We start from the raw sequence: 15,185 nt of genomic DNA, 5'->3' as shown, positions 1-15,185 counted from the left end.
CTTGCCGAAGGGATTGGCGCATAACATAAGGTAAGCACTGTTTCTTGAATATACAGATCATTGCCGGGGGAGTTTTCTATAGCTGCTCCGGTTTTTTTATGTATCAACCGAGGACACTCATAACTTTAGTCGTAAGCTGAATGGGAAGGTTGAAGGAAATGTTAAAAAGTACCTCTAAAAAACATGTCGGACAATGTCGATGTATTACATAGGTTAGTTAACTATCATCAGGAAATGAGGCCGTAATAGATGCAACTAAGAAGCATTAAAGCAAAAACACTACTTCTCATTATGCCGCTTTTACTTGTAATTGTTATTGGAGTATCTTCTGCAGTAATCTTTAAATCCCATAGTTTATTGCTTGATCAGACGGAGAACAGCATGGAGGAGCAACTGGCAAATACCAGTCAAAGCATTCAGAATCGGATAACCTCTCACGGTAGAGTGCCGGAAACAATAGCAAAATCCATTCAAGGTCATTACAGCAAGCTGAGCCTGAAGGATTATGATGCGACTCTCAAGAACTCACTGGAAATCAACAAAGATACCTTCGGTGTAGGCATTTATTTTGAGCCTAATTTATATAAGGCTGATACAAAGTTTGTTTCTTCCTATGCCTTTCGCGATCAGAATCAATTAACCATTACACATGACTATAGTGACCCCAGCTACAATTATCCAGCACAAGCATGGTATAAAATTGCAACCAATCAAAAACAAATACAATATACTGCCCCTTTCTATGATGAAAAAACGAAGTCAACCATGGTTACGGCGTCAGTTCCTGTATATGATGATCAAGAACGGTTCGTTGCAGTAGCAACTGGAGACATAAATTTGGATACAGTGCAAAATATCATCTCAGAGACACTTGTAGGTGACAGTGGATGGGCGTTTATGCTTGATAAAGACGGTACTTATTTAGCCGGACCTGAGACAGATAAAATCATGAGGGTAAAACTTCAGGACGAGCAGGACCCAGTCGTATCCGCTTTAGCGAAAACTATTTTGCAAGATGGAAAGGGCGCTGCAACCTATACCTCTTCAGAAGGACTCGTTCATGTCTATTTCACAAAGCTGGAGCAGACAGACTGGATCGTTGCTCTAGCTTTGCCGGATCAAGAGCTTAAAGAAAAAGTGAATTCATTGTTGTTGCAGACTCTGATCTTTCTAATCATTGGCATGGTCCTGATTGTAGTGGTTATTCTACTCTACACTCGTAACTTGACCGCTCATACGAATCGTGTAAATTCTATGGCCGAGCATTTGGCTCAAGGGGATTTCACATATTCCATTGAGGTAAAAACGAAAGATGAATTTGGTAAGATGGCAGAAAATTTGAATTATACAAGCGACCTTCTGAATAAAATGATGGGTAAAGTCACCGAACATTCCTTGCACGTTGCCTCTACAGCGGAAGAGTTGATGGCGAGTGCAGACCAGACAAGTGTAGTGGCTGAGGATATTGCCAATACGATTCAAGCAGTGGCTGCCGGTGCCGAGACGCAGCTTGCGGGAACACAAGAAAGCGCTAGGTCTCTTGAGGAACTGGCAATGGGCATCCAACGGATTTCTGAGTCTTCGTCCGTTCTGCATGACGCTTCACAAAACACCTCACAGCAGGCGGAGCAGGGGAATAAGATCATTCAGCAGGCAGTCCATGATATGAACGAAGCCAATCATTCTGTCTCAGTCACGGCTTCGCATATGGAGCAGCTCAGAGAGCGTTCCATAGATATAGGCAATATAATCAATGTGATAAGCGGGATAAGTACACAAACCAATCTGCTGTCCTTGAATGCCGGGATTGAAGCAGCGCGCGCTGGCGAGCATGGCAAGGGATTTGCTGTAGTTGCTGCGGAAATTCGTAAGCTATCCGAACAAACCAAAGATTCTGCTGGGAAGGTTCGAGAGATTATTGAAGAAATGCAAGGGGAGACGCAAGCTGCGGTACAATCGGTTGAAATCGGAACGAAAGCGGTTCATTCCAGCACTGTGCTCGTGGAACACGCAGGAAAAGCATTCAACGGAATTGTACTGGAAATTCAACAAATTGTTAACCAAATTCAGGAGGTCTCTGCAGTTTCCGAGCAAATGTCTGCCGGCTCCCAGCAAATAAGCGCTACTATGGATGAGCTTGCCCGCATTTCTGGAGAAGCGTCAGATGCCACCCAAAATGTTGCTGCAGCCAGTGAACAACAGCAGGCTTCCATGGAGGAGGTTTCATTCTCCGCTAAATCATTAAGTTCCATGGTTCAGGAACTGCAGAACTTGCTTGAGCAATTCAAGATTAAATAAACTTGAAGCAACGGCAGAATCCGAGAACCCGGAAAAAATAGAAATATTCCTCCTTGTGAAAATCGGCCTCCCCTTCAATTATCCGCTGATGCAGATCATGCAGGAATAACGCCTCAAATGAAAGCTGCTTTGTTGACGCTGTAGGAAGGCAATTATTATAATCTAGCTATGACAATAACCATCGTATCTGCCAAACTGTTTATCCCCCCGGCCAGGTTAAAATCCGTTGTCCGCCCGCGTCTGCTGGAGCGGCTTAACGGGAGCCTGCAAGGCAAGCTGACTATCCTCTCGGCCGCTGCCGGTTATGGTAAAACTACACTCGCCAGTGAATGGCTCGCTGTCTGCGGACGCAGAGCCGCTTGGCTGTCGCTGGATGCGGGAGACAATGATCCTGCACGTTTTCTCACGTATCTGTTCGCCGCTTGCCGGTCAATCGGGGTGAACATCGGGGAGGGGGTATTTGCTGTGCTTCAATCCCCGCAACCACCGCCAGTCGAATCACTGTTGACGGCACTCCTGAATGAAATTGCCTCTGTAACTGATCCTTCCGTACTTGTACTTGATGATTACCATGTGATTCATGCCGAACCCGTTAACCAAGCCGTTGCTTTTCTGCTTGAACATCTGCCGCCGCAGATGCATCTGGTCATCGCCACACGCGAAGACCCGGCGCTGCCTTTGCCAAGACTCCGGGTTCGGCATCAATTGACTGAGCTGCGCGCTGCAGACCTGCGGTTCAACGCCTCCGAAGCTGCTGAATTTCTGGGCGGGGTGATGGGTCTCACGCTTTCCGCTGAAGATGTCATGCTCCTTGAATCCCGCACCGAAGGCTGGATTGCCGGCCTGCAATTGGCCGCTCTCTCCATGCAGGGGCGCAAAGACACCACCAGCTTCATCCATTCGTTCACCGGCAGCCATAAGTTTGTCCTGGATTATCTGATCGAAGAAGTGCTGCAGCAGCAGCCCGCAAGCATTCAGGCTTTTTTGCAGTTCACATCGGTTCTGGACAAAATGTGCGGCCCGCTGTGTGATGCTGTTCTTGGTAATGACTCCGAAGGAGCACCCCGTTCTACCGGACAACGGACCTTAGAGTATCTTGAACATGCGAATCTGTTCCTCATCCCTTTGGACAATGAAAGACGCTGGTACCGCTATCACCATCTCTTCGCGGATTTGCTGCGGGAGCGGCTGTATCACGGTCTCTACCCGTCAGAAGGGGGAGAGGTAAAAACCGTTTCTGAATTACATCTCCGGGCCAGTCAGTGGTATGAGGACAACGGTTTTGAACTTGAAGCGTTTCATCATGCAGCCGCTGCCGGAGATACCAGACGCGCCGCCCGGTTGATAGAAGGTGAGGGGATGCCGCTGCTTTTTCGCGGAGCAGTAACTCCTGTACTGAATTGGCTGCAATCCTTGCCGGGGAAGAACTGGCTGCGATTCCTTCATTGTGGGTGATGTATGCCTCCGCACTCCTGATGACGGGGCGGCTATCCAGTGTTGAACAGAAGCTGCAAGCCGCCGAACAAGCGCTGCACGGTGCCGTGCTGGACGAGAAAACCCGTGATCTTATAGGACATATTGCCTCCATACGTGCTACGCTCGCCGTCAGCAAACATCAGGCTGGTCCCATTGCTGCTGAGTCGCGCCGCGCCTTGGAATATCTGCACCCTGACAATCTGCCGGTCCGCGCAGCGGCTGCATGGACGCTGGGGTATGCTTATCAGCTCCAAGGAGAGCGCGGCTTGGCCGGTGCAGCTTATAACGAAGCCTTGTCGGTCAGCAAAAGGATTGGACATGTCATGATCACGATTATGGCGACTCTTGGCCAGGGAAATATACAGGAAGCCGAGAACCGGTTACCGGCTGCGGCTGGGAGCTATCTGCAGGTGCTGGAATGGGCAGGTGATCCGCCGCTCCCGGTCGCTTGCGAAGCGCACCTGGGATTAGCGCGGATCTATTATGAATGGAACGAATGGGACACGGCTATGATGCATGGTCAACAGAGCATTCTGCTTGCCGGGCAATTTGAAGACAGTGACCGGGGGGTTGCAGGAAAAGTATTGCTCGCAAAGCTGAAGCTTGCGCGGGGAGCGGTGAGCGAAGCGGCCGCGATTCTGGAGCAAGCGGACGATTCCGCCCGCCAGCGTCAATACTGGACACAGATTCCCCATATTGCGGCTGTGCAGGTGCCGGTAATGCTTCATCAAGGGAATCTGGAGGCGGCCGCTATCCTCGCGGAGCAACACGGGCTTCCCCTTAGCCAGGCCAAGGTAAATCTGGCTCTCGGAGACACTGCTGCCGCATTGGCGGTGCTGGAGCCGGTGCTTAGGCAAACGGCGGTCAAGGGCCGCCAAGACGAACGGCTGAAGGGCATGATTCTCTATGCGGCTGCACTTTATAAGTGTGGAGATAAATCCGGGGCGGCGCATACACTGGCCGATGCTATGAGGATTGCTGAGCCGGGCGGATGTATCCGGAGCTTTGTCGATGAGGGGCCGGAAGCCGAAAGGCTGCTGCGCGGGTCAGAGGTTCCTGGGGAAATGCTGGACTACCGGAGGAAGCTGCTGGCTGCATTTGCAGCGGAGACACCGGAGACACCACCCTCCAGCCAAACGGGGGCCTCCCGGCATCAGGTCCGGCCAGATCAGCCCCTTTTCGAAAAACTGAGCAGGCGGGAGCTCGAAATACTGCAGCTCATTGCCCAAGGCCTCTCGAACCGCGAAATTGGGGACCGGATGTTTCTTGCACTCAGTACCGTTAAGGGCTATAACCGCAATATCTTTGACAAACTTCAGGTTTCGCGGCGCACGGAGGCGATAGCGCGGGCACGTATGCTGGGTTTATTGTAAAGTCCGCAATTGCTAATCCGCAGCTTTTTAACTAAAACCATACTTTAGTATCTACATGACTTTCCCCGCTGAAGCTATACTTATTGAAAATCGACATCCGGGAGGAAACTCATGAAAGCCATGGTATGCTCAAAATACGGTTCACCGGAAAATCTGCACCTCATAGAGATGGAAAAACCCGTCCCGAAGCGCAAAGATCTGCTGATCAAGGTTCATGCGTCAACTGTAACCGCAGGGGATATTAGAGTACGGACGTTTAAGAGTCCTGTCCTGCTATGGCTGCCAATGCGTCTTGTTTTAGGTCTCAGCAAACCCAGGAAACCTGTTCTGGGTGTGGAATTAGCCGGTGAAGTTGTAGCCGTAGGCAGTGAAGTCACGCGCTTCAAGCCAGGCGACCCGGTTTATGCCTTAACGGGGATGCGCTTTGGCGGACACGCTGAGTATGCCTGTCTGTCTGAAGACGCAATGGTGAGCATCAAACCGGCCAATACGACCTTTGAGGAAGCTGCCTCAACGCTTTTTGGGGGAACCACGGCACTCTATTTTCTCAGAAAAGCGAACATCCAAAAGGGACAAAAGGTTCTGATCTATGGAGCATCAGGCACAGTAGGGACATTCGCGCTGCAGCTTGCAAGGCACTTTGGGGCAGAAGTTGACGGGGTATGCAGCACAGCAAATCTGGAATGGGTGAAATCGCTGGGTGCCTCTCAGGTAATTGACTACACGGCTGAAGATTGTACCCAAAGAGGTCAGCAGTATGACATCATCTTCGATGCCGTTGGCAAACTCCCCAAATCCGGCTGCAAAAAAGCGCTGAAGCCAAACGGATCATACGTCACCGTAGATGGGCAGGGAATGGCCAAGGTACGCATCCAGGATCTGCAGCTTCTCACAGAACTGATGGAGACGGGGAACATTAAATCGGTGATCGACCGGTACTATCCGTTAGAACAACTGGCTGAAGCTCACCGGTATGTGGAACAAGGGCATAAGAAGGGCAGTGTAGTCATCAGGGTAGGTCACAATGTGTAAACTGGCTTATGCGAGCTTTTTTTGTTGTACTACAATGATTGGGTTTGAATGGTAAATTTATTATTTAGAATAGGGCGTAACGCCCTTTGTATACAGGTTGTCCACTAACTTGAAAAATTCTGCTGACGATAAATCCTTTTCTCGCCGGAGCCAAAGACGAAATAAAGAAAGGGATGTGGAGAGGTAAAACTCAATCAAGTACGGCGTGATGGAATGGTTTTGCGGAAAATTAAAATCCAATCTACCCAAGGTGATTTCTCTTTTTAAGCGTTCTAAAAAACGAGTGCTTCCGTAATCGCCCAGGAGGGCATTGAGAATCGAAAGATACTCCCTTTTGTCCAAACAATGGAGCGCATTTTGGACCGTGTGCATAGATAACTCTTTTTTCGCCAATTCTTCTTTTATGTAGTTCAATAAATTATTTTCAACAAAGTCTAACAGTTCGTAAATATCAGAAAAGTATTGATAAAATGTACTGCGGTTATATCCTGACTTATTCGCAAGCTCTTGAATGGAGATTTTTTCAATCGGCTTTTGGCTGTATAACTCACAAAAAACATCTATAAACATTTGTTTTGTTTTCTCCGTTGTTTCGGGCTGTTTTTTCATTTTATCCTCCTATTCGAACAAGAATATCATCCGACAAATAATAAAAAACTGATGGTTGATAAAGGAATAATAAAGATCTATCATCGCATTATACAACATGTTGTCTGATGATTAAAAGAAAATGTTGAAAAATAGGGGGGGTTTTATGTCAGCAAAATATAGAGTTTTAATTTTTGGTGCAGGTGTTATAGGCAGCGCATACGCAATCAAATTCATTGAAGCAGGGATTGACGTCACTCTGTTTGCGCGTTCTAATAGATTTACAACATTGAAAGAAAATGGCCTGCAATATAATGAAAAAGGTGCGGTTAAATCTATAAAAGTAAATGTCATTGATACGCTTGAAAATGATGATGTATATGATTTTATTTTCATTACAGTTCGTTACGATCGATCCGAATCAGCGTTGTTAGCATTAAAAGACAATCAAAGCAAAAATATTGTTACGATGATTAGCAATTCAAATGGATTTTCTTCGTGGCTGGATATTGTTGGAGATAGACTTTTACCAGCTTTCCCTGGCGCCGGCGGACAGATTAAAGATGGAATTTTGTATGCCCGGTTTCCACCAAAAGTTCTAGTGGCTACTATGTTTGGAGAAATTAGTGGTTTAGTGACAGAACGTACAGAAAACCTCGCAAAATTATTTAAAACAGCAAAACTTCCCTACGCAATTAATCAGGATATGAAAGCTTATCTAATCACACATTCAGTATCTGACATTGCTATGATTAGTGTTTTACATTCTGAAGATAAGATCATTGATGAAAAAAAAGCTAAAACCAGAAAAAAGGCACATAAAATAACAATCACTTTAAAAACGTATTTAAAGGCAATCCAAAAAGCCGGCATTGCTATTAATCCATCTGCACTTAAAATTGTGCTAAAATTCCCTAATTTGATTTTGGATTTTTTCTTTATGATATGGCTACGGACTAAAATGGTTAAGGATATGATGTTGCCGGATTATGCGATTAGCGCAAACAATGAAATGGTGCAGTTGAATAACGACTTATTGAAGTTTTTAAATCAAAATGATATCGATCTGGAAATACATGCTTAGTGATTTCCGTTCGTCCAGGATCAAAAATGACATCATAACGGTCATCCATGAGCATCAATTGAAAAAAATAAAAATGAAAAGAGGGTGTCCGGGAACTGATTGTCGCCAACGGATTCGCCAACACACAGGGTGGTCCGGCGCAGCGGATGCACCTCGATGTCACGCGTGCCAGACCTTGAACTCATTTAGAGATTTAAAACTACCCAAAAGGAATAGGCAATATCGCCCAAAGACACTAACCCTTCGTTAGTGTCTTTTTATGCTTCGCACTTTATTTTCGCAGGATGCACAGTACCTGAATAGCAAGCCGGAACATAAGCCGCTATACATTCCGACCCGCTTTTAATGTTACTTTATATTACATTATTTTCGAGGTTATGAGTTAAAAGAGCGTTTTCTAAAAAAAATATGGCGAAATGTGACGAAAAATGACATGAAAGTATAGACAAAATGATTTTCAATCGGTATTATAAGCCTAAATCTACAAACCGCAACGAAATAGGAAAGAGAGAGGTGGGACTTCAGCAATAATTGTATACAATTATACAATTACACAAATGCACAATGAAGTGCTTGGAGTTAGAAATTGCGATATAGAGGAGAAGCGCCGATGAGCAGCTCAATGTTACGGACACGCAGGTTGTCCAAGGATAACACCTATTTTGAACTGAAGCAGAAGATCATTGACAATGAACTGAAACCAGGCCAGAACGTGCATGAAGAAAACCTTGCCGCACTGCTCGGCGTCAGCCGTACTCCCTTGCGGGAGGCGATTCAACGATTGGAGAATGAGGATTTTCTAGTCCGCCAGCCAAACGGCAGGCTGAAGGTAGCGCCGGTTACTGTGGAAGAGCTGGAAGAGATCTTTCTTGTCCGCGGCATGCTGGAAGGGCATATTGCCAAAAATGCCGCCAAAAACGCCACTCCGCAAGATATTCAACATATGACGGCGATGGTGGAAAAAACGAATCAATCCCTGCATTTAGGCTCCGATAAGGATGCTCTCCCGTTTGGCTTTGAATTTCATGATTATTTATCGGAAATAAGCGGCCTGCATACTTTTGAAAGAATATTGAGCCAGCTCCGGGATCATACGCTCCGCTATTGCCGCTATGTCTCCCTGCACGGAGAATGGAATTCGCAGGCCTATGAAGAGCATAGCCTGATTCTGCAGAGGATCGTTGAGCGGGATGAAGAAGGCGCGGAAAAAGTGATGCAGGACCACATCTCGAACAGCTTGTCCACGGCGCTGAAACGTCTAAAAACGGTGGACGAAACCAGAAAGGACTGAGCCACAATGCAAGCAGAATGGAAGATGGACACAAGGATTATTCATGAGAGCCAGTCCCCCGATCCCCTGACAGGCGCCATTTCCCAAAGTGTTATCCCTGCGGTTGCCTATGCGTTTCCTGATGCTGAAACAGCGGCATCCGTGGTGGCAGGTGAAGCGGAAGGCGTGTATTACGGCAGATACGGGAATCCGACCTCGCGCACGCTGGAGAAAAAGATCGCCGCACTGGAAGGCGGTGAAGACGCGTTGGGAGTTTCCAGCGGAATGGCCGCCATCTCCATTGCCCTGCTTGGCTTCCTGAAGCATGGAGATCATGTCCTGGTAACAAAGGATGTGTACGGCGGCACCTATAACTTCTTAACTTCCCTCGCACCACGTTTCGGTATCGAATGCGACTTTGTTGACTGTACGGATACTGCCGCAATGCTCCAGGCGATTAAGCCCAATACGAAAGCTGTCTATATCGAAACACCCTCCAACCCGAAGCTGACGATCCTTGATATCAAGCAAATTACCCAAGCCTGCAAGCTGCATAAGCTTCCCGTTATCGTTGACAACACCTTCATGAGCCCTTGTCTGCAAAAGCCTTTGGAGCTGGGAGCCGATGTTGTGGTGCATAGTGCCACTAAATATATCAACGGCCATGGGGATGTGCTGGCCGGATTCGTCGTAGGCAGCAAAGACGTGATCCGTTTTATGCGAAAAAGGCTGATGGGCGATTTGGGGCAGAATCTGAACGCCTGGGATTCATTTCTGATTCTGAGAGGGATGAAGACGATGGCCCTGCGGGTCGAAAGGCACTGCAGCAATGCCCAGACAGTCGCTGAATTTCTGGAGGCCCATCCTTCGATAGAAAGAGTATACTATCCGGGTCTGGAATCCCACCCCCAGCACAAACTGGCTCTTGCGCAGATGAAAGGCATGGGCGGTATCGTCTCGTTCGAAGTCAAGGGAGGGCTGACAGAAGGGAAAAAGCTGATCAACTCGCTTAAGCTGGCGATGATTTCCTTCAGCCTGGGAGATCCGGAGACGCTGGTGCAGCATCCGGCCTCTATGACCCATGCTTCCATTCCGCAGAAGGAGCGGGTTCAATTCGGGATCACGGACGGGTTGATCCGTGTTTCGGTCGGGCTGGAGGATGTGCACGATATTATCGCAGATTTCGAGCAAGCGCTGGCGGCGTTGTTTCCTTATTCGGAGCAGAACTCCATTTCTAAATAAAATATGGCCTATACAAGGGGAAAAAGGATGCCGGTGAAACCGCAGGATGAAATGATGCAAGTTCTGGAGCAACACCTGATTGACGTTCGCAGAAGTCTGCATCGCGAGCCGGAATTATCTTACGAAGAATTTATGACAACGGACAAGCTGCGGACATGGCTGGCCGAGGCTCATATTTCCGTCTTGGATCTTCCTTTGCCAACGGGGCTTATTGCCCAGGTCGGGCAGAACGAAGGGCCGACGGTGGCGATCCGCTGCGATATCGATGCCCTTCCGGTTGAGGAACAGACCGGGTTGCCGTTTGCGTCGGAAATTCCGGGGAAAATGCACGCTTGCGGGCACGATTTTCATACAGCGGTCATTCTGGGAGCTGCGATGCTGCTGAAAGCCCGTGAAGCCGAGCTGCCGGGCAGAGTGAAGATTTTGTTTCAACCAGCAGAGGAAACAGGTCATGGCGCCGAGAGCGTGCTCGCTTCGGGAGGACTGGGCGATGTGGCCGCGATATTCGGGCTGCATAACTCGCCGGAGCTGCCGACGGGAACCTTCGGAACGAGAACTGGGCCTTTAACGGCGGGTGTCGACCGGTTTGAAATTTCGGTGGAAGGGATAGGCGCTCATGCCGCCACTCCGGAGAATGGAGTGGATGCGATCGTAACGGCAGCTCAGATCATTACCGCCCTCCAAACCATCGTCAGCCGTCAATACGGTGCCAGGGAAACGGTAGTGCTGAGTGTCACCCGGATCAATGGCGGCCATACCTGGAACGTACTGCCGGAACGGGTGGAACTGGAGGGAACCGTCCGCACTTATAATGAAGAAATTCGTGCAAGCATGCCGGAGAAGATCACCCGGATCATTGAAGGCATCGCCGGAGCCGCCGGAGCGAAGGCGCGGCTGCATTGGGCTCCGGGGCCGCCGGCGACGATCAATGACGGCGTCTGGGCAGACTTCACCAAAGAGATCGCCGGTCAGGCCGGATATGAGGTACACGATATCCCGCCGCAAATGGGTGGAGAGGATTTTGCGCTGTATTTGCAGCAAATCCCGGGCGCTTTTGTAAACATCGGCACGGGTCCCGCTTATGCACTGCATCATCCGCGTTTCGACGTGGACGAAGCCGCTCTGCTGCCTGCCGCCCGTTATTTTGCGCTCCTGGCTGAGCGGGCGCTGGTACAGCTGAAGGAGCAGGCTTAGCCCCAGAACATTTAATGAAAGGAGCGGAATGGTGATGATCGAATTAAGAGACGTTTACAAGACGTATCTTCGCAAGGGAATCTCGAATGATGCCATTAAGGGAGTTCAGCTGAAGGTTGAGAAAGGAGATATCTTCGGAGTGATCGGCTATAGCGGCGCAGGCAAGAGCACGCTGATCCGGCTGGTCAATTATTTGGAAAGGCCGACGAAGGGACAGGTGTTCGTCGACGGGCATGATTTGGGAGCGTACAGCGATAAAGAGCTGCGTGCCGCCAAAAAAAATATCGGCATGATCTTTCAGCATTTTAACCTGCTGGAATCTAAAAAAGTCTTTGACAATGTGGCAATCCCCCTTGTGCTGCTGAAAAAGAATAAAAACGAGATTCACCAGCGCGTCATGGAACTGCTCGAGTTCGTGGGCCTGAGCGACAAGGCCGGCAGCTATCCGAGCGAATTGTCGGGAGGACAGAAGCAGCGGGTGGGAATTGCCCGTGCGCTGGCTTCGAACCCTTCAGTGCTGCTATGCGATGAAGCGACCTCGGCGCTGGACCCGCAGACGACCCGCTCTATTTTACAATTGCTCAAGAAGATTAACGCGGAATATCATATTACGATCATGATTATTACCCATGAAATGTCTGTAATACAGGAGATTTGCAATAAGGTGGCGGTGATGGAAGGCGGCCGGATCATTGAGCAGGGCAGCGTGCTGGAGGTATTCGGGCATCCGCAGCATCCGACGACACAAAATTTTGTGAGCACGGTTATTCAGACCAGCATGACAAGCAGTATGCGAAAAACATTGACTACAGATGAGGGAAGCCGCATGTACAAGCTGGAATTCTTCGGGGAACGCGCCTCGGAGCCGGTATTGTACGAGCTGATCCGGTCCAGTGATGTCAAGGTCAATATTCTGTTTGCCAATATGACGGAGATTCAGGACACCACCCTGGGGACGATGATCATTCAACTTAAGGGGAATTCAGAGGAAATGGACAAGGCACTGGATTTCCTGAAGCGTAGAGAAATCGATTTGGAGGAGGTGGACAAACATGTTCTCAACAACAGTGACCAGTGAGCAGTTTATACAAGCGATCATCGATACGGTCTATATGGTGGGGATGTCCTTGTTCGCAGGCTCGCTGATCGGGATCCCCATCGGCATCCTGCTCGTCGTTACCCGTCCCGGGGTGTTCTGGAGAACAAGCTGCTGTATACCTTGCTCAATCCGGTCATTAACATCATTCGTTCTCTGCCCTTTATCATTTTGCTGGTGGCGATTATTCCGTTCACCCGGATGATTGTCCACACGTCCATCGGGACGAACGCCGCAATCGTGCCGCTCATCCTGTATATCGCGCCGTATATCGGACGTCTGGTCGAAAACTCCCTGCTTGAGGTGAATCCGGGCATTATGGAAGCGGCGGAATCGATGGGTGCCACACCGTTTCAGGTTATCCGCTTCTTCTTGCTGCCGGAGGCTGTCGGCTCACTGGTTCTGTCCTTGACTACTGCAACCATCGGATTGATTGGCGCAACGGCGATGGCCGGAACGGTCGGCGGCGGCGGTGTCGGAGACTTGGCGATTGTGTACGGGTACCAACGGTTTGACACTGTGGTTGTAGTTGCGACAGTGGTGATACTTGTTATTTTCGTACAGGGAATTCAATCTTTGGGCAACTCGCTGGCGAGAAAGATCCGCCGGTATTAGGAACTGTCCTAACAAAAAGGAGGCAAACAAAGTGAGTACATGGAGCAGACAGGAACGGTTTCAGGCCATTTTATCGGGGGAGCGGGCGGACCGGCCCATCGTCAGCGGCTGGCGCCATTTTATTGACAAGGAGCAGAACGCGGATGATCTGGCCGGGACGACCATCGCTTTTACCAGGCAATATGATTGGGACTGGGTGAAGATCAACCCCAGAGCCACCTATTTGGCTGAAGCTTGGGGAAATGAATATGATTTCGGCCATTATCAGACTGTATTTCCCCGGCAGCTTACAACGGTGGTTCCGGCAGCAGCCCGGCTGTGGCAGCTTGAAGCGAAAAAAGCCACACAATCACCTCCGCTATTGGAGCAGCTTGAAGCTGTAGCCAAAATCCGCCGGGGGCTGCCGGATACCCCCTTAATCCAGACCGTCTTCTCCCCGCTGACAGTGCTGCTGTTTATTGTCGGGCGTTCCGCTTATGTGTACCCGACCGTGTTCGGCATCGAACAGCCGGTGACCCTGGAATCGCTGTTCCAAGAGCACCGGGCGGCGGTGCATCATGCACTGCATGCGATTGCCCTGACCATGGCCGATTATGTGCAGGAGCTGAAGCGGGCCGGATCAGACGGCTTGTTCTATGCGGTGACGGGGACTGCACACCCGGGATGTTCGATGAGCCGTCATTCAACGAATTTTCGAGACCTTATGACAGTATTGTATTGGACGCTGCCGGCTACGGAAAAAATGTGCTCCATACCTGTGGGGCTTATGCACATCCCGAGCGGTTCAACGACTATCCGGTGGACGGGATCAGCTGGGATACGAAGGCTGAAGGAAACCCGGGTCTGGAAGCTGCTGTGACAGCGACGAAGGTTGGGGGAGTCGATCACGCTCTTTTTGCCGCAAACGACATCGCGCAAATTCAGCAGCAGGCTTCGGAAGCGCTGCGTCAGATGAAGGACCAACCGTTTATACTCGCTCCCAACTGCGCGATTCCGCTGAGTGTTACCGACGAAGCACTGGTACAGTTAAAAAAATCTGTATTTGAAGGAGAGATCCGTGTATGAAAAAAGCAATGTCCCTGTTCCTGATTGGTTTCGTTCTGGTACTGACAGCTTGCGGTGCCAACAATGCGGCGGATAACTCGAAAGCCGGAGCTGCAGAAGATGAGAAGAAGGAGATTGTTGTAGGGTTTGGGGTCGGCACTTATGAAGAGCAGTTCCGCCAAGCGATTCTGCCGATTCTGGAGAAGCAGGGCTACAAGGTGGATATTAAGACCTTCTCGCAAAATATGCAGGTCAACCCGGCTATGAAGGAAGGCACCATCGATGCGAGCATCTTCCAGAGTACAGCGTATATGGAAGCTATCAACGGCGAAATTGGCGCGGATATGGTAGGAATCGCTTATGTGCCTGGCGCACCGCAAGGGATCTATTCTGTCAAGCACACTACGCTTGACGATGTGAAGGACGGCACAACGGTGGCCGTTCCCAATGACCCTGTTAACCAGGAACGGGCGCTCCGCATTCTGGAAGAATTGGGCTGGGTCAAGATTAAAGAAGGCTCGAACCTGGCGGACTTCAACATCAACAACATGGAGCCGGATAAATATAAGATCGATATCAAGATTCTCGACCCCGCGCAAATTATGGTGTCCCTGCAGGATGTGGATTACGGCGTGATTAACGGGAATTACATCGCCAGCGCCGGCAAGAAGATTACCGACGCGCTCAAAATTGAAAATACGCCTATGCAGCACCGCATCATCGTATCCGTGAACCGGAAGGACGAGAATACGCAGTGGGCCAAGGATCTGAAGGCTGCCTATGAGTCCAAGGAGTTTGAAGAATATATTACCGGTTTGGAGAAATACGACGGATTCATTCTGCCGGAAGCGTGGAAGAACAATTAATCAGAGG

General features: G+C 49.4%; 12 protein-coding genes and 2 pseudogenes. 13 read left to right on the top strand and 1 reads right to left on the bottom strand.

What is annotated here, in order from left to right; all coding sequences use genetic code 11:
• Window positions 1-249 precede the first annotated feature (249 nt).
• From JI735_RS28705 to JI735_RS28690, 4 genes are all read left to right on the top strand, one after another.
• Complete coding sequence (locus JI735_RS28705) at window positions 250-2,298, top strand: methyl-accepting chemotaxis protein (RefSeq protein ID WP_039837671.1); 2,049 nt, start codon at window positions 250-252, stop codon at window positions 2,296-2,298.
• 168 nt (window positions 2,299-2,466) lie between these two features.
• Window positions 2,467-3,753, top strand: coding sequence for a winged helix-turn-helix domain-containing protein (locus JI735_RS28700; protein ID WP_202676663.1), 1,287 nt, complete (start codon window positions 2,467-2,469; stop codon window positions 3,751-3,753).
• Window positions 3,699-5,147 carry a LuxR C-terminal-related transcriptional regulator gene (locus tag JI735_RS28695; RefSeq protein WP_325175551.1) on the top strand — a complete coding sequence of 483 codons (1,449 nt, stop codon included), beginning with the start codon at window positions 3,699-3,701 and terminating at the stop codon, window positions 5,145-5,147. The genes JI735_RS28700 and JI735_RS28695 overlap by 55 nt, the downstream gene beginning before the upstream one ends.
• Window positions 5,148-5,258: 111 nt before the next feature.
• Window positions 5,259-6,179 carry an NAD(P)-dependent alcohol dehydrogenase gene (locus JI735_RS28690; RefSeq protein WP_039837669.1) on the top strand — a complete coding sequence of 307 codons (921 nt, stop codon included), beginning with the start codon at window positions 5,259-5,261 and terminating at the stop codon, window positions 6,177-6,179.
• A gap of 60 nt (window positions 6,180-6,239) precedes the next feature.
• Here JI735_RS28690 and JI735_RS28685 read toward each other — a convergent pair whose 3' ends face one another.
• Window positions 6,240-6,788, bottom strand: a complete 549-nt coding sequence (locus JI735_RS28685; RefSeq protein ID WP_039837668.1) for a TetR/AcrR family transcriptional regulator — start codon at window positions 6,786-6,788, stop codon at window positions 6,240-6,242.
• A 145-nt stretch (window positions 6,789-6,933) separates the two neighbouring features.
• Between JI735_RS28685 and JI735_RS28680 the strand changes: the two genes are divergently transcribed.
• From JI735_RS28680 to JI735_RS28645, 9 genes and pseudogenes are all read left to right on the top strand, one after another.
• Window positions 6,934-7,851, top strand: coding sequence for a ketopantoate reductase family protein (locus tag JI735_RS28680; RefSeq protein ID WP_039837667.1), 918 nt, complete (start codon window positions 6,934-6,936; stop codon window positions 7,849-7,851).
• Between the two features lie 610 nt (window positions 7,852-8,461).
• Window positions 8,462-9,142, top strand: a complete 681-nt coding sequence (locus JI735_RS28675) for a GntR family transcriptional regulator (RefSeq protein WP_039837666.1) — start codon at window positions 8,462-8,464, stop codon at window positions 9,140-9,142.
• A gap of 24 nt (window positions 9,143-9,166) precedes the next feature.
• Window positions 9,167-10,363 (top strand): trans-sulfuration enzyme family protein, encoded by a 1,197-nt coding sequence (locus tag JI735_RS28670; protein ID WP_411830005.1) that lies wholly within the window; start codon window positions 9,167-9,169, stop codon window positions 10,361-10,363.
• A gap of 27 nt (window positions 10,364-10,390) precedes the next feature.
• Window positions 10,391-11,557: an amidohydrolase gene (locus tag JI735_RS28665; protein ID WP_233183691.1), complete on the top strand. Its 1,167-nt coding sequence runs from the start codon at window positions 10,391-10,393 to the stop codon at window positions 11,555-11,557.
• A gap of 34 nt (window positions 11,558-11,591) precedes the next feature.
• A complete protein-coding gene (locus tag JI735_RS28660) occupies window positions 11,592-12,635 on the top strand; it encodes a methionine ABC transporter ATP-binding protein (RefSeq protein WP_039837664.1) in 1,044 nt (347 codons plus the stop codon).
• Window positions 12,610-13,268, top strand: a pseudogene (locus tag JI735_RS28655) (methionine ABC transporter permease). Before JI735_RS28660 ends, JI735_RS28655 begins: the two are co-directional and overlap by 26 nt.
• 31 nt (window positions 13,269-13,299) lie before the next feature.
• Window positions 13,300-13,845: pseudogene (locus JI735_RS37075) on the top strand (uroporphyrinogen decarboxylase family protein); the annotation flags it as partial.
• An 86-nt stretch (window positions 13,846-13,931) separates the two neighbouring features.
• Window positions 13,932-14,333 carry a uroporphyrinogen decarboxylase/cobalamine-independent methonine synthase family protein gene (locus JI735_RS37070; protein ID WP_267919016.1) on the top strand — a complete coding sequence of 134 codons (402 nt, stop codon included), beginning with the start codon at window positions 13,932-13,934 and terminating at the stop codon, window positions 14,331-14,333.
• Window positions 14,330-15,178: a MetQ/NlpA family ABC transporter substrate-binding protein gene (locus JI735_RS28645; RefSeq protein ID WP_202676662.1), complete on the top strand. Its 849-nt coding sequence runs from the start codon at window positions 14,330-14,332 to the stop codon at window positions 15,176-15,178. Before JI735_RS37070 ends, JI735_RS28645 begins: the two co-directional genes overlap by 4 nt.
• The last annotated feature ends 7 nt before the right edge of the window (window positions 15,179-15,185 follow it).

This window comes from Paenibacillus sonchi, assembly GCF_016772475.1.
Lineage (GTDB): Bacteria > Bacillota > Bacilli > Paenibacillales > Paenibacillaceae > Paenibacillus_AQ > Paenibacillus_AQ sonchi.
The sequence above is the reverse complement of the archived record's forward strand: the minus strand, read 5'-3'. Positions and strand labels throughout refer to the sequence as shown.

Coding starts and splice junctions, on each gene's coding strand:
- JI735_RS28675 (WP_039837666.1), top strand. CDS start 8,462: ATGAGCAGCTCAATGTTACGGACACGCAGGTTGTCCAAGGATAACACC.
- JI735_RS28705 (WP_039837671.1), top strand. CDS start 250: ATGCAACTAAGAAGCATTAAAGCAAAAACACTACTTCTCATTATGCCG.
- JI735_RS28680 (WP_039837667.1), top strand. CDS start 6,934: ATGTCAGCAAAATATAGAGTTTTAATTTTTGGTGCAGGTGTTATAGGC.
- JI735_RS28670 (WP_411830005.1), top strand. CDS start 9,167: ATGGACACAAGGATTATTCATGAGAGCCAGTCCCCCGATCCCCTGACA.
- JI735_RS28665 (WP_233183691.1), top strand. CDS start 10,391: ATGCCGGTGAAACCGCAGGATGAAATGATGCAAGTTCTGGAGCAACAC.
- JI735_RS37070 (WP_267919016.1), top strand. CDS start 13,932: ATGTTCGATGAGCCGTCATTCAACGAATTTTCGAGACCTTATGACAGT.
- JI735_RS28685 (WP_039837668.1), bottom strand. CDS start 6,788: ATGAAAAAACAGCCCGAAACAACGGAGAAAACAAAACAAATGTTTATA.
- JI735_RS28660 (WP_039837664.1), top strand. CDS start 11,592: ATGATCGAATTAAGAGACGTTTACAAGACGTATCTTCGCAAGGGAATC.
- JI735_RS28645 (WP_202676662.1), top strand. CDS start 14,330: ATGAAAAAAGCAATGTCCCTGTTCCTGATTGGTTTCGTTCTGGTACTG.
- JI735_RS28700 (WP_202676663.1), top strand. CDS start 2,467: ATGACAATAACCATCGTATCTGCCAAACTGTTTATCCCCCCGGCCAGG.
- JI735_RS28690 (WP_039837669.1), top strand. CDS start 5,259: ATGAAAGCCATGGTATGCTCAAAATACGGTTCACCGGAAAATCTGCAC.